The organism is Methylorubrum populi (assembly GCF_002355515.1).
In the GTDB taxonomy this organism is placed as follows: Bacteria; Pseudomonadota; Alphaproteobacteria; order Rhizobiales; family Beijerinckiaceae; genus Methylobacterium; species Methylobacterium populi_A.
Genome location: NZ_AP014809.1, coordinates 650,001 through 663,816 on the forward strand (window position 1 = coordinate 650,001; position 13,816 = coordinate 663,816).

15 protein-coding genes (1 of these 15 running past the window's edge) are annotated in these 13,816 nt (G+C 69.3%); 7 read left to right on the forward strand and 8 right to left on the reverse strand.

The window, feature by feature from the left end; genetic code table 11:
• Nucleotides 1-752, forward strand: the 3' portion of a protein-coding gene (purC, locus tag MPPM_RS02925) for a phosphoribosylaminoimidazolesuccinocarboxamide synthase (RefSeq protein ID WP_017487305.1). It extends 43 nt beyond the left edge of the window; the window shows 752 of its 795 coding nt (coding positions 44-795); the start codon falls outside the window, past its left edge; it ends in the stop codon at nt 750-752.
• Between the two features lie 10 nt (nt 753-762).
• Here purC and MPPM_RS02930 read toward each other — a convergent pair whose 3' ends face one another.
• The 4 genes from MPPM_RS02930 to MPPM_RS02945 are packed head-to-tail and all read right to left on the reverse strand — an operon-like array spanning nt 763 to nt 5,814.
• The gene (locus tag MPPM_RS02930) at nt 763-2,460 is read right to left on the reverse strand and encodes a glycosyltransferase family 2 protein (RefSeq protein ID WP_096483774.1); all 1,698 of its coding nucleotides are present in this window, start codon (nt 2,458-2,460) and stop codon (nt 763-765) included.
• Nucleotides 2,457-4,514 carry a glycosyltransferase family 2 protein gene (locus MPPM_RS02935; RefSeq protein WP_096483775.1) on the reverse strand — a complete coding sequence of 686 codons (2,058 nt, stop codon included), beginning with the start codon at nt 4,512-4,514 and terminating at the stop codon, nt 2,457-2,459. Before MPPM_RS02935 ends, MPPM_RS02930 begins: the two co-directional genes overlap by 4 nt.
• A gap of 59 nt (nt 4,515-4,573) precedes the next feature.
• Nucleotides 4,574-5,218, reverse strand: a complete 645-nt coding sequence (locus MPPM_RS02940; protein WP_096483776.1) for a hypothetical protein — start codon at nt 5,216-5,218, stop codon at nt 4,574-4,576.
• 59 nt (nt 5,219-5,277) lie between these two features.
• On the reverse strand, nt 5,278-5,814 hold the full coding sequence (locus MPPM_RS02945; RefSeq protein ID WP_096483777.1) for an invasion associated locus B family protein: 537 nt from the start codon (nt 5,812-5,814) through the stop codon (nt 5,278-5,280).
• Between the two features lie 235 nt (nt 5,815-6,049).
• On the opposite strand from MPPM_RS02945, the gene MPPM_RS02950 reads away from it, so the two are divergent.
• Nucleotides 6,050-6,469, forward strand: a complete 420-nt coding sequence (locus MPPM_RS02950; RefSeq protein WP_096483778.1) for a hypothetical protein — start codon at nt 6,050-6,052, stop codon at nt 6,467-6,469.
• 34 nt (nt 6,470-6,503) lie between these two features.
• On the opposite strand, the gene MPPM_RS02955 is transcribed toward MPPM_RS02950, so the two are convergent.
• Together MPPM_RS02955 and MPPM_RS02960 are read right to left on the reverse strand one after the other, a co-directional pair.
• Nucleotides 6,504-7,229, reverse strand: coding sequence for a M48 family metallopeptidase (locus tag MPPM_RS02955; protein ID WP_096483779.1), 726 nt, complete (start codon nt 7,227-7,229; stop codon nt 6,504-6,506).
• 94 nt (nt 7,230-7,323) lie between these two features.
• On the reverse strand, nt 7,324-8,568 hold the full coding sequence (locus tag MPPM_RS02960) for a polyhydroxyalkanoate depolymerase (protein ID WP_096487689.1): 1,245 nt from the start codon (nt 8,566-8,568) through the stop codon (nt 7,324-7,326).
• A gap of 158 nt (nt 8,569-8,726) precedes the next feature.
• Here MPPM_RS02960 and MPPM_RS02965 point away from each other — a divergent pair, with 158 nt between their 5' ends.
• From MPPM_RS02965 to purQ, 5 genes are all read left to right on the forward strand, one after another.
• Nucleotides 8,727-10,121 carry an ActS/PrrB/RegB family redox-sensitive histidine kinase gene (locus MPPM_RS02965; RefSeq protein WP_096483780.1) on the forward strand — a complete coding sequence of 465 codons (1,395 nt, stop codon included), beginning with the start codon at nt 8,727-8,729 and terminating at the stop codon, nt 10,119-10,121.
• Nucleotides 10,122-10,157: 36 nt separating this feature from the next.
• Nucleotides 10,158-10,760: an ActR/PrrA/RegA family redox response regulator transcription factor gene (locus tag MPPM_RS02970; protein WP_096483781.1), complete on the forward strand. Its 603-nt coding sequence runs from the start codon at nt 10,158-10,160 to the stop codon at nt 10,758-10,760.
• Between the two features lie 182 nt (nt 10,761-10,942).
• Complete coding sequence (locus MPPM_RS02975; RefSeq protein WP_096483782.1) at nt 10,943-11,167, forward strand: hypothetical protein; 225 nt, start codon at nt 10,943-10,945, stop codon at nt 11,165-11,167.
• A gap of 192 nt (nt 11,168-11,359) precedes the next feature.
• The gene (gene purS, locus MPPM_RS02980; RefSeq protein WP_012252363.1) at nt 11,360-11,599 is read left to right on the forward strand and encodes a phosphoribosylformylglycinamidine synthase subunit PurS; all 240 of its coding nucleotides are present in this window, start codon (nt 11,360-11,362) and stop codon (nt 11,597-11,599) included.
• Complete coding sequence (gene purQ / locus MPPM_RS02985; protein ID WP_096483783.1) at nt 11,599-12,279, forward strand: phosphoribosylformylglycinamidine synthase subunit PurQ; 681 nt, start codon at nt 11,599-11,601, stop codon at nt 12,277-12,279. The genes purS and purQ overlap by 1 nt, the downstream gene beginning before the upstream one ends.
• 110 nt (nt 12,280-12,389) lie before the next feature.
• On the opposite strand, the gene MPPM_RS02990 is transcribed toward purQ, so the two are convergent.
• Nucleotides 12,390-12,935 carry an adenine phosphoribosyltransferase gene (locus MPPM_RS02990; protein WP_096483784.1) on the reverse strand — a complete coding sequence of 182 codons (546 nt, stop codon included), beginning with the start codon at nt 12,933-12,935 and terminating at the stop codon, nt 12,390-12,392.
• Nucleotides 12,936-13,009: 74 nt separating this feature from the next.
• Nucleotides 13,010-13,804 (reverse strand): inositol monophosphatase family protein, encoded by a 795-nt coding sequence (locus MPPM_RS02995; RefSeq protein WP_017487318.1) that lies wholly within the window; start codon nt 13,802-13,804, stop codon nt 13,010-13,012.
• Between the last annotated feature and the right edge of the window lie 12 nt (nt 13,805-13,816).

Consider the following 13,816-nt stretch of genomic DNA (forward strand, 5'->3'; position numbering starts at 1 on the left):
GTCGCATCTACGAGGGCAAGGCGAAGGTCCTCTACGAGGGACCGGAGCCCGGCACGCTCATCCAGCATTTCAAGGACGACGCGACCGCCTTCAATGCAAAGAAGCACGAGGTGATCGACGGCAAGGGCGTGCTGAACAACCGGATCTCCGAGTTCGTTTTCCAGCACCTCAACGACATCGGCGTGCCGACCCACTTCATCCGCCGGCTCAACATGCGTGAGCAGTTGATCCGTGAGGTCGAGATCATTCCCCTCGAGGTGGTCGTGCGCAACGTGGCGGCGGGCTCGCTCGCCCAGCGGCTCGGGCTGGAGGAAGGCACCCAGCTGCCGCGCTCGATCATCGAGTTCTACTACAAGAACGATCAGCTCAACGACCCGATGGTGTCGGAGGAGCACATTACCGCGTTCGGCTGGGCGACGCCCCAGGAGATCGACGACATCATGGCGCTTGCCATCCGCGTCAACGACTTCCTGTCCGGCCTTTTCCTCGGCGTCGGCATCCGTCTCGTCGATTTCAAGATGGAGACCGGCCGCCTGTGGGAAGGCGACCTGATGCGCATCGTCGTCGCCGACGAGATCTCCCCGGATTCGTGCCGGCTGTGGGATATCAAGTCCTCGGACAAGCTCGACAAGGACCGCTTCCGCAAGGATCTGGGCGGTCTGATCGAGGCCTACACGGAAGTCGCCAAGCGCCTCGGCATCATGTCCGAGAACGAGAAGGTCCAGACCGGCGGTCCGCGCCTCGTGCAGTAAGATCCGCGCCTCAGCGCGGCTCGGCCGGCCCTAGTCCGGTCCAGCCGCGGCGCAGGCGCAGATGAGTCGAGAGGTCCGGATCGAAACCCGGATGATAGTGGGGGTCCTGCGCGAGCAGCGGCCCCCATCGCTTTTTGAACGCCTCGACCTCGCGGTGATGGCGCGCGGCGGCTTCCGGCGAGGGCCGCCGGCTCGCCGATTCCCGGTGGTGAAGCACGGCGCCACCGACGTAGAGCGTGCGCAGGCCGATCGCGTTCAGCCTCAGACAGAGATCGACGTCGTTGAAATCGATCGCGAAGGCCGACGCATCGAAACCGCCGACGCGGGTAAACTTGTCGGCCTCGATGACGAGGCAGGCGGCGGTCACGGCCGAGACGCTTCGGGTGGCGTACAGGGCGCCGAGGTAGCCCGCCGCCTCCCCGGCGAAGTGGCGGTGGCCGTGGGTCGCGAGACCGCCGGTGCCGAGCACGATGCCGCCGTGCTGGATGCGGCCCTCGCCATCGATCAACCGGGCGCCGACCGCACCGATCTCGGGACGCAACGCCTCGCGCGCCATGCGCTCCAGCCAGTCCGGCGCTTCCGCCTCGACGTCGTTGTTGATGAAAGCCAGGAGGCGCCCGCGCGCCTGCGCGGCGACCCGGTTGTTGATGCCGGCGAAGTCGAAGGGACCGGGACAGGCGACGATCCGCGCCGCGCCCTCCGCCTCGAGGGTGCGGAAATAGGCGAGCGTCGCGGGATCGCAGCTGCCGTTGTCGCAGATCAGGATCTCCTTGGCCGGCCACGTCGTACGGTGGCGCAGGCTCTCGATGCAGGGCCGGAGCAGGTCTAGCCGGTCGCGGGTCGGGACGATCAGACTGACCAGGGGGTGCGGCTCGGGCAGGGGGCTGTCGCGGCGGATCATGCCCCCCTCCGCGAGGACGATGCGCGTCCCCGCCGCCCCCGCGCGGTCGAGATCGCGCTCGACGGTCTTCAGACGGGCGCAGCGGCGCGCCTGTCGTCGCTCCACGCTCTCATCGCCATCGAACCGTCCGAACGAGAGGATGCGCGGCAGGTGGCGCACGGCGCCTGAGCCGAACCGGTCCGCAAGGTCGAGGGCGAGGTCGAGAGCGGCGGCGCCGGCCGTGGGGGCGGAACCGGCCACGCTGGCGCGGCGAAGGGCAATTACCGGCCCGAGATAATCGACCGATCGAAGGTAATCGCGATCGAAGGCCGGGCGCAGCAGCGGGAGCCAGGCATCGCCCGGCCCCGGGCCGTAGAGGGCGTCGCCGTACAGGGCGTGGAGATCCGGATCGGCGAAGGCTGCGGCGATGGCGGCGGAGGCGCCGGCGGCGATCCGCTGACCTTCGGCCGAGAGAAGAACGATCGGTTCTCCCTCCTGCGCGATGGCGATTCCGCCCGCTTCGTCGACCGCGACGTAGTCGATTCCCGCGGCGGCAAGGGCGGCCGGCGCCTCGGCGGATGGTACACGATCGGCGGGCCAGTGCAGGCGTTGGTAGGCGCCGACCAGGGCGATGAAGCGCTGAGCCGCTCGCAGGCGCCGGCCTGAGAGGCGAGCGAGCAGTATCGGCAGGAGCCGTCTCGGATGGCGCAGGGCCCGGAGGACGAGCGCGGAGCGTCCCGGCACGGGCTCGGACGCGAAGCGCAGCGCGTCCGGCAAGGCCGTGGGCGATGCCTCGCGGCGTGCCTCGGGCGCCCCGTCCGCGCTCATTCCAGCTCCTCGCCGAAGGTCGTGAGCGAAAGGGCCGGATGATAGAACGGATCGTGCCGGATCACCTCGCGCCAGCGCTCGGTGAAGGCGGCGGCCTCTCGCTCGAAGCGCGCGCGGGCGGCGCCGACCGGTCGGCCGCGGCTCACGGATTCGAGGTGGGAGAGTACGGCGTGGGGCGTCCACACCGTCTTCCATCCCCGTGCGCCGAGGCGCAGGCAGAAATCGATGTCGTTGAAGTCGATCGGGAAGGTCTCTTCGTCGAACCCGCCGACCGCGCGATACTTCTCCTGCGCCACGGCGAGACAGGCGGCCGTGACACCCGATCGCTCGTGCGCCACGTGCAGGCGATCGAGATGGCCGGGCGTGTCGGCGGGACGCCGCCGCAGGACGTGGCCGGCCTCACCGCCGAGGCCGACCACCACACCGGCGTGCTGGAGCCGTCCATCCTCGTAGAGGAGCTTCGCGCCGACGGCGCCGACTTCGGGCCGGGCCGCCTGGGCCACGAGGGCGTCGAGCCAATCCGGCCGCAGCACCGCCACGTCGTTGTTGAGCAGGACCAGGATCTCCCCGCCGGCCGACCGCGCGCCGGCATTGACCATCGCGGAGAAATTGAAGGGATGCGGATAGAGCTCGATCCGCACCCGGCGATCGGCGCGCAGCCGGTCGTAGAGCGCGAGCACCGCCGGCTCCGTCGAGCCGTTGTCCACGATGATCAGTTCGAGGGCGGGATAGTCGGTCTTTTCGAGGATCCCCTCGGTGACCCTTGTGATGAGGTCGAGCCGGTCGCGCGAGGGAATGATCACGCTGACCAGCGGTGCGGGCTCCGGACGCGGCCAGCTGAGATCGAGACGACCTTGGCGCAGTACCGCGCGGACCGGCGAATTCCGTGAGCGCAGATGCCGGTCGAGCCGCGACGCGCGGGCGGAGACAGGATCGGCGAGCGGCTCGCGGCGACACAGGATCCGCGGGATGTGAACGACGCGGGTTGCTGCGCCGGTCGCGAGGTCGAGGCCGAGACCCGCGTCCTCCGGGGAGCCCGCCGGCTCGACCGGCAACGCCGTGAGGAAGGAGCTCGCGACGAGGGCAGGCGCGCCGACATAGCCGGTGGCGAGGGCGAGATCGGGGCTCCAATCCGGCTTGAGGCGCGGCCTTATCGCCCGGCCTCCGATCTCCTCATCCGCGTAGACCAACTCGGCCGCCTCGGATTCGAAGCCCTTCGCGAGCAGTCTCAGAGCGTCCGGAGCCAGGACATCGCCGGGGCGCAGCATGCCGAAGAGGTCAGCCCCTCCGTACAGGCTCTGGATCGGGGAGGACGGATTCCAGCGGGCCGTTGCAACGCGCGGATCGATCCCCGCCGTTTGTGTCGGGGGGCCGTCATCCGTCCAGGCGACGAGCAGGGACCAGTTCCGATGGGTCTGGGCGCGCAGACTGGCCACGCTGCGCGCCACGGCATCGGCCCGCGCGAAGTCGGAGGGGAGGACGAGGCGGATCGAGGCGCCGGACGCGGGCTCGGTCGACGCCGGCCCGAACGGGCGCGCCGCCTTCCAGCCCCGATAGCGGCCGAGCGGCGTCACGGCACAGGCCCCGCGCAGGCTGTCGCGCCAGCGCCGTTCGTCGCGGGCGAGCCCGGCCCGCAGGGCCGCCGCGACGCGCACCGGCCGCTTGAGCAACGCTTCCGCGACGATGCTTCCGCTCCGACGCAGCCCGACCCGCTCCAGAACGAAGCCGGGCTCGGCGGCAATCTCGATGCCCTCGCAATCGCCAGGCAGGTAGCCGAGCCAATGGGCGCTGCCGAGTGCGAGCCCAGGCAGCACGAAGCTGTCGTGGCCGCCCTCGGCGCGCAGAAGGCGCAGCAGCGGTCGCAGCGGCCGGGCACGCGCCGGCAGCGTGTAGGTCAGAACGAGCCACCGCCCCTTCCGTGGAGTCCGGAACGCGTCAGGCAGGACGAGGCGGCGGTCGAAGAGCGGGTCGTCGGAGGGCGCAAGCGAGAACGGCGTCTCCCGGCCCCACCAGACATTCCACCCTGTGCCTCGCGGGGCATCAGAATAGGCGATGCCGTCCTCCGGCGTGTTCCGAGCCGTGCGGCGCGCGCGACGCGATCATTGCGATGCGATTATTGGCCGGCCGTCGCCTCGCCCTGCTCCGCCTCGGCGGTGGGCGTGGGCTTGCGGCGGCGCGCGACGGGCTTGGTCCGAGCCGCCGCGCCGGCGAGGGTCACCTCGATGTCGTAGCCTAGCGCCTTGTCGGCGGGCACGAAGAGATCGTTCTCGATCACCGTCGCTTCGCCCTGGGCGGCGCCGGCCGGAACGGTCACGGCGACGCGGTGGGTGCGCGCCATGATGGGCTGCTCGTTGTACTTCACGGCGATCGTCACCGGTGCCTCGAAGCGCCCGGCAGCGCCGGCCGGTCCGAGCAGGGCACGCAGCTCGACACCGACGCGCACCGCCACCGACCCATCCGGCCGCGCCTTGCACTCGCGGCTGAGCCGGCCGAACCCGATCTGGTACCGAAGGCGCCGGTTGTCGCCGGCGGCTCCCGCGAAAGCCTGAACGGCCGCGCCTCCATCCGGCACGAAGACCGGCGGGCAATAGACGTCGTCCGGATCCTGAGCGCGGGGCGCGGTGATGGAGGACGGGCCACCCTCGCCTCCGCCGCCGCCTCCGCCGAACATGTTCTTGAAGAAGCTGCCGGGCTCGGCACGCGCCAGATTCGGAGCGGCCAGCAGCAATCCGGCGAAAATGATCGAGGCTCTGCGCATCGTCTGACCGTTCCCTGCCCTTCCCTGGCGATCCGTCGAAGGCGCCGCCCCCAGCGGCCCTACTTGAGCGAGTCGAAGCCGGAGCCGAAGCCCTTCATCGAGACCGGGATGCCGACGCCCTCCTCCGGCGTCTGGAAGACGATGAAGGTCGACTGCGATCCATTGCGGAGCGATTTGATCAGGCCCTCATCCATCACCACCTCCGCGACGCAGCCGGTCGTCAGGCAGCGCACGAAGCTGGCGCGGCCGATATCGTTCTGATCGATCTTGAGGCCGAGACCGGAGGGAAGGAGCACACCGAGCGGAGCCACGACCCGCAGAAGGTAGCCGCGGTTGTCAGCGGTCTTCAGCACGATGACGACGAGGTTGAGGTTCGGCCGGTCCTCCGCCGCCACGTACTGCACCAGGGCGCATTGCTCGGCCTTGGCACCGGCCGGCGTCTCGCAGCGCAGCTGCCAGTCATCGAACGTCTTCCGCACGGTCCCCTGGGCCTGCGCGGCACCGCATCCGGCCAGGATCGCGGCCGCGGCCGCCAGCGCAAGACGGCGGCAGCTGACCGGCCGAACCGCGCGAACCACGCCCGCAAACAGACTCATACGAACTCCGATCGATCGCTTCTTGAGGCGGCGTCCGGTTCCGGGCGAGTGCCCTTCGCACTCACGCAGTCCTGGCGTTCGGAGGCGCCGCGCGGGCTCGGGCGTTGGGACCATGCAGGTGCCCCGGTGTCAAGCAAACGCGGCGAGCGTGTGTCGGGAATGGGGCAAAGCGGCTACCCCTGGCCGCCGCACTGCCCTAAAGTAAGGCCAAGCTCTCCATCACGAGGAACCCGCCATGCGCCGCCTCGCCTCCTCCCTCGCCCTTGCGACACTCGTCATCGCGCTCGGCGCCGGGGGGGCCTCAGCCCTCTCCCTCCCCTTCGAGGAGTCGGATTACCTGCCGCCCGAAGCCACGACGACCTATAACGAGCGCTCCCTCAACCATCAGGCGCCGCTCACCATCGAGCACCCGCCGGTGGAGCGGAACCCGCGCGGACGCCTTCGCGGCGATGCGGCGTCCATTGCCGGCTTCTGCCGTGACGGGGGCACTGTGCTGCGTCGCGACGCGTCGGGCCGCCCGACCTACCTCCGCCAGCGCGAGGTCTGTGAGAATGTCGCGCCCCGCACGATGTGGCCGGGCCACGTCGATCCGCGCCCGACCTGGCCGGCGGAGCCCGCCGCCGCGCGCAGCCGGGCGGTGGTGACGAAGTACTGAGACAAACGACAAGACGAAGACTGGGCCGACGCTCTCAGCCGAAACGGTGCAGCTCCGAGCCGTGCCGCTTCAGCCAGCGCTCCGCTTCCTCGACATGGGGGCAGAGTTCGTTGGCGAGCGCCCAGAAGCGCGGCGAATGGTTCATCTCCCGCAGGTGAGCCATCTCGTGGGCGACGAGATAGTCGAGCACCACCGGTGGCGCGAGGATGAGCCGCCAGGAGAAGTTCAGCTCGCCGCGGGCCGTGCAGGAGCCCCAGCGGCTGCGCGTGTCGCGCAGTGTTACCCGCGCCGGCCGCTGACCGAGCCGGGCCGCGTAAACCGCCACCGATTGCGACAGGTCGCGCCGCGCCTCCCGCATCAGGAACTCGCGGACGCGGCGCGGCATGTGGGCCGGATCACCCGGAACAGCGAGGATCGCGCTCGCGAAATCCGCCTCCGCCGTGCCGCGGCCCTCGCGCGGCACGATCCGGTGCGGCACTCCGCGCAGGGGGATGACCGAGCCCGCCGCGAACGGCACCCGCTCCGGCAGCTTGGCGAGGCGGGTGGCGATCCAGCCGCCATGGCTCTGAGCGAATTTCTGCGCCGTGGCGACCGACGAGCGGGTCGGCAGCGTCAGAACCACGGCGCCTGTCGCGCTGGAGACCCGCAGGGTCAGTCGGCGCGCGGCCGGCCGCCGCAGGATGGTGACGCGGAAGATCTGGCCCTCATGGGTGATCTCGATGTGATCCGGATCCGGCCGTCGCAACAGGGCGCGCGTCATAGCGGTGAACCTAGCCGCAGGCGGCCGGCTCAGCCATCCCAGCAATCCCTCTCTCACCGGAAATTCACCCGCCGGAAGCGCCCTCGCCCCGCGATCAGGCGCTTCCCTCCATCTCCCGCACGAAGCGGGCGATGCGCGGAGCGATGACGGAGCGGAAACGGGAGCCGTTGAACACGCCGTAATGCCCCACCTTCTCCTGCAGGTGATAGGCCTTACGGGCACCAGGCAGGTTCGGCGTGAGATCGAGCGCGGCCTTGGTCTGGCCGACGCCGGAAATGTCGTCGTTCTCGCCCTCGACGGCGAGGATGGCGCAGCGCCGAATGGCCGAGAGATCCACCGGCCGACCGGCATGGCGCATGAGCCCGCGCGGCAGGGCGTGATCGACGAACACCGTCTGCACGGTCTGAAGGTAAAACTCCGCCGTCAGGTCCATTACCGCGAGATACTCGTCGTAGAAGTCACGGTGCTTTTCCGCCGAGTCGCCGTCGCCGGTGACGAGATGGTGGAACATGTCGGTATGGGCGGTGACGTGGCGATCGAGGTTCATCGCCATGAAGCCCGAGAGCTGCAGGAAGCCCGGATAGACCCGGCGCATCGCTCCCGGATAGAGCGGCGGCACGACCGTGATGCAGTTCTTCTCGAACCAGCTCATGCCGCGCTCCTGCGCGAGACAGTTCACGGCGGTCGGCGAGCGGCGTGTGTCGATCGGTCCCCCCATCAGGGTCATGGAGACCGGCACCTCGGCCGAGTCCGCCGCTTCCATCAGCGCGACCGCGGCGAAGACCGGGACGGCGGGCTGGCAGACCGCCATGACGTGCAGGTCCGGCCCGAGGTCGCGGAACATCGCCTGCAGATAGTCGATATACGTGTCGAGATCGAAGCGACCGTCCAGCAGCGGCACCATCCGCGCGTCCGACCAGTCCGTGATGAAGACCCGGTGATTGGGCAGCATCGCCTCCACGGTGCCGCGCAGGAGCGTCGCGTAATGCCCCGACATCGGCGCCACGATCAGGAGCTTCGGCTGCGGCTCCGAAAGCCCCACCGGCAGCGCCCGGTCGAAGGCGATCACGCGTCCGAAGGGCCGCTGCCACACCACGCGCTCCGAGACCGGAACGGCCTGGCCGTCGATCACGGTCGTCGGCAGGCCGAAGGCCGGCTTGCCGTAGCGGCGCGTCACGCGCTCGAACATCTCGAGCGCGGCGGCGGTCGAGCGGGCATAGGGGCCGTAGGCGAAGGGGTTGCCCGGATTGCCGAGACTGTGCCGGGCCGCGTCCGCCGCGAGGCGGGCCGGCGTCAGCATCGCGCGCGCCGTCTCGTACCAGACATAGGCCAGATCCATCTCGGCACTCCTCGACTCGGCCGGCAGGTCGACCGTCAACGCACCGATCTTATCGTATGTTGCTTGCGGAGAAATCCGTCAAAATCGCGCGTCGAAGCTGATGCATCCATGGACAGGACGGTGGACGCGCTCCGCGGCAGCCCTATCGTAGCCGCAGGATGATGGAAGCGGCCCACGAAACCTTCACGCCAGCGGGCCGCCACTTGCGGCTCGACACCTTCGTGCGCCTGCGCTGGCTCGCGCTGACCGGGCAGAGCGCGGCAGTCGTGGGAGCCCAGTTCGGCCTCGGCCTCAATCTGCCCTTCGGCTGGTGCTTCCTCGTCATCGCCGCCTCGTGCTGGCTGAACCTGGCGCTGCGGATCCGTTTCCCCGCGAGCTATCGCCTGAGCGACGATTCCGCGGCGCTCCTGCTCGCCTTCGACATCGTGCAGCTCGCGGGCCTGCTGTTCCTCACCGGCGGCCTGCAGAACCCGTTCTCGCTCCTGTTCCTCGCTCCCGTCCTGATCTCGGCGACGGCCTTGCCTCCGGAGCGGACACTGGCCTTGGGCCTTCTGGCAGTGGGCCTCGCCACCCTGCTCGCCCTCGTCCACCGCCCCCTGCCCTGGTTCGCCGACGGGCGGATCGAGCTGCCCTTCCTCTACGTTTCAGGCGTGTGGACCGCGATCCTGCTCGGCACCGCCTTCACCGGCGTCTACGCGTGGCGGGTGGCTGAGGAGACGCGCCAGCTCGCCCGGGCGCTCGCGGCGACCGAGCTGGTGCTTGCCCGCGAGCAGCACCTGTCGCAGCTCGACGGTCTCGCCGCGGCGGCCGCCCACGAACTCGGAACGCCCCTCGGCACCATCATGGTCGTGGCCAAGGAACTCGACCGGCAGCTCGGCCCCACCGCCTCGCCGGCGATCGCCGAGGATCTGAGCCTTTTGCGCGATCAGGTCGACCGTTGCCGCGGCATCCTGTCGAAGCTCACCTCCATGGGCGAGGAGACCGAGGAGGGCGAGAGCTTCCTCCAGACCGTCACCTTCGGCCACCTCGTCGAGGAACTGGTGGCTCCCCAGCGCGCGCTCGGCATCGCGGTCGACGTCTCGAAGCAGGGCGAGGGCGCGGAGCCGGTCTGCCGGCGCAATGCCGGCGTCATGTTCGGGCTGGCCAACATCCTCGACAACGCCGTGGACTTCGCCGAATCGCGCGTCCTGATCGAGGCGCGCTGGTCGGCCGAGCGGGTGACGCTGACGATCCGCGACGACGGGCCGGGCTTTCCCAGCGAGGTGCTGCTGCGGGCCGGCGAACCCTACGTCACCACGCGAAGCCGCGGTCGCTCACGCAAGCCCGACGAGGCGGGCGGCGGCCTCGGGCTGGGGCTTTTCATCGCTAAGACGCTGATCGAGCGCTCCGGCGCGCAGCTTCTGCTGTCGAACATCACCGAAGCGGGGCAGCACGGCGCCCTGGTGCGAGTGACCTGGGCTCGTCACGTTTTCGAGAGGGAGGCGATTGCGCCCCATCGCGTTGCGCACAATTCTCTGCGACCTCTAACGGAACGCGATGCCGCACCCATATAATGCACATAGATGACACGAACCGACGAGGAGCGCCGCATGCTGACGCAGAGCGGGACGACGGTGCCAGGCTCGGACACCGCTTTTCTTTCCGAATCCGATCCACTTTCCGCCTTCAGTGATCGCAGTCTGCTGATCGTTGACGATGACAAGCCGTTCTCGACCCGCCTCGCCCGGGCGATGGAATCGCGCGGCTATGAAGTCCACGTGGCCGAGAGTGTCAGCGAGGGCGTCGCTGCCGTCGAGAACAAGGCGCCCGCCTTCGCCGTGATCGACATGCGGTTGGGCGATGGCAACGGGCTCGACGTGATCGCACGTCTCAAGGAACGCCGTCCCGAAGCTCGCGGCGTGATCCTCACCGGCTACGGCAACATCGCGACCGCCGTCACCGCGGTGAAGCTCGGCGCCTTCGACTATCTGGCCAAGCCTGCCGATGCCGACGAGATCCACGGTACGCTGATGGCGCAGCCGGGCGAGCGCGCCGATCCACCGGAAAATCCGATGTCGGCCGACCGGGTCCGGTGGGAGCATATCCAGCGCGTCTACGAGCTGTGCGGGCGCAACGTCTCGGAGACGGCCCGGCGCCTCAACATGCACCGACGGACCCTTCAGCGCATCCTCGCCAAGCGCGCGCCGCGCTGACGGAAACGGCGGCAGGATCGAGCATCGGACGGCCGGCGGACCACCGCCGGCCGTTTCTTTTTCCGGCCGCGTCGTCTCGGCCATTTCTGGAACGCGCGGGGAACCCTCGGCCGGAACGGTTGCGCCGGACACCGGCCTCGGGCTAGTTCGCCGGTCAATGGATTGAACGGGCTTACGCGGGAATGCGGAACCTCATCACTATACTCGGTCTGATGGTGCTGGTCGGCACGGAAGTGTTCGCCGCTGCCATCGCCGCCGGCTGGGCACTGGCCGGACTGCTCGACCTGGGCGACCGCGTCGGTCACATCCTCATGGGCCTCTTCAGCCTCGTCGCTGCCTGGATCATGGTCCAGCTGTGGCGCCGCGCGACCGAGGCCGAGCCGATCGGACCGGCCAAACACCGGTGAGAGGATTGCCGCGGTGACGCAGTCACGAAATCGCGATAGAATTTCGCTTTGCCGTGAGCAGCTTGTCAGCGGCCTCCGGTTCGCAAAGCTTAATCTCGTTTTCTCGCGCGCGGTCGAGCACCGGCTCCTCCGTTCCCGGCCTCACCGCCCTCACGCTGCGCGGGCCGCCCATCATCCAAACGAGTGCCTGTCATGAAAGCCCGCATCGTCGTCACTTTGAAGACCGGCGTTCTCGACCCGCAGGGCAAGGCGATCGAGGCGGCCCTGAAGTCGTTCGGGATCGATGAGGTCTCCGGCGTTCGCCAGGGCAAGGTCTTCGACTTGGAGGTCGCTTCCGAGAACCGCGAACAGGCCGAGGCAACTCTGAAGGCCGCCTGCGAGAAGTTGCTCGCGAACACCGTCGTCGAGAACTACACCGTCGAGATCGCCTGATGCGCGCCGCCGTCGTCGTCTTCCCGGGCTCGAATCGCGACGGCGACGTGGCCCGCGCGCTCCGCCGCTCCGGCGCGGAGGTCGTCAGCGTGTGGCACGCCGACAAGGAATTGCCCGCGGGCACCGACCTCGCGGTCGTGCCGGGCGGCTTCTCCTACGGTGACTACCTGCGCTGCGGTGCCATTGCCGGCCGCGCGGCGGCCATGGACGCGGTGCGTGCACACGCGGCCCGCGGCGGCCTCGTGCTCGGCATCTGCAACGGCTTCCAGATCCTGTGCGAATCGGGCCTCCTGCCGGGCGTCCTAATGCGCAACGTCAACCGGCGCTTCATCTGCCATCGGCAGTTCCTGCGTGTCGAGCGCACCGACACGCGCTTCACCTCCGCCTATACCGAGGGGCAGGTGATCGATGTCTGCGTCGCCCATGGCGAGGGCAACTACTTCGCCGATTCCGAGACGATCCAGCGGCTCGAGGGCGAGGGCCGCGTCGCGTTCCGCTATTGCGACGCCAGCGGCGTGCTGACGGAGGACGCGAACCGAAACGGCTCGCTCAACTCCATCGCCGGGATCTATTCCGAGCAACGCAACGTGCTCGGCATGATGCCTCACCCGGAAAACTTCGTGGATGGCCTCGTCGGCGGCACCGACGGCAAGGGCCTGTTCGACAGCCTCGCGGCCTGAGGGTTTCCTTTCGACCGTCGCGGCATCGCGCGGCGGAGCCGAAGCGGTCTAGCCGCGCGGGCGACCGGATCGGGCTCCGCCGAACCGCGAGAGTCCGATCCAGAGGGGCCTCAGTGCCCCTCGAACTCCATCAGCGTCCGGACCGTGACGCCGAGGTCGCGCAGGCGCTGGGCGCCGCCGATCTCCGGCAGGTCGATGACGAAGCAGGCCGCGATCACCTCGGCGCCGAGCTGGCGCAGCAGGTTCACCGCCGCCGTCGCGGTGCCGCCGGTGGCGATGAGGTCATCGACCAGGATCACCCGATCACCCGGCTTGATCGCATCGACGTGGATCTCGATCTCGTCGGTGCCGTATTCGAGCGCGTAGGCGGTGGAGACGGTCTTGTGCGGCAGCTTGCCCTTCTTGCGGATCGGCACGAAGCCCGAGGAGAGCTGGTGCGCCACCGCGCCGCCGAGGATGAAGCCCCGCGCCTCGATGCCCGCGACCTGATCGATCCGCCCGCCCGCATAGGGATGCACCAGCGAGTCGACCGCGCGGCGGAACGATCGCGGATCGCTGAGCAGGGTGGTGATATCGCGGAAGATGATGCCCGGCTTCGGATAATCGGGAATCGAGCGGACCGATTCCTTCAGGGCGGAGTGGCGGCGGGCTTCCATGCGGGGCGCTCGGTTGCTGACGATGCGTCGGGTTAGATCAGAACGGATGGTGGCGGGCCAGAGCGCCCGCCGCCTCAGGCGGCAGCCTTGCGCAGCAGGCCGATCAGCTCGCGATGCAGCACCTCGTTGCCGCAGGCCACCGAGCGGGCGGCGAGCGGCTCGGCCCCGCCATCGGCGCTGGTGACGAAGCCGCCGGCCTCGCGCACGAGGATGATGCCCGCCGCGATGTCCCAGGTCTGCAGGTCGCGCTCCCAGTACAGGTCGGTCCGGCCGCAGGCGACATAGGCGAGGTCGAGCGCCGCCGAGCCGAGGCGGCGGGTGCCGCCGGAGACCGCCATCACCGCCGCAACCTCCTTGAGCAGCCGGCCGTGGCTGCCGCGGCCGAGATAGGGCGTGCCGTAGGCAACCAGCGCGTCGGCGAAGTCCTGGCGACCGGAGACGCGCAGGCGGCGGTTGTTGAGGAAGGCGCCCTTGCCGCGCTCCGCGATGAACAGCTCGTCCTTGGCCGGGTCGTAGATCACGCCGGCGACGATCTGGCCGTCGCGCTCCAGGCCGACCGAGATCGCGAAATGCGGGATGCCGTGCAGGAAGTTGGTGGTGCCGTCGAGGGGATCGACGTGCCAGGTGTGGCTCTTGTCGCTGCCCTCGATGTTACCGCTCTCCTCCATGATGAGGCCGTAGCCGGGCCGCGCCTTCATCAGCGCGTCGCGCAGCACCTCCTCCGCCTTCTTGTCGGCGGCGGAGACGAAGTTGCCGGGGCCCTTGCGGGAGACCTGAAGATTCTCGATCTCGCCGAAATCGCGCTTGAGGCCGCGGGCGGCCTTGCGCACGGCATCGACCATGACGGTCATGAGGGGAGAGTTGATCATGCGGGTCGGCTC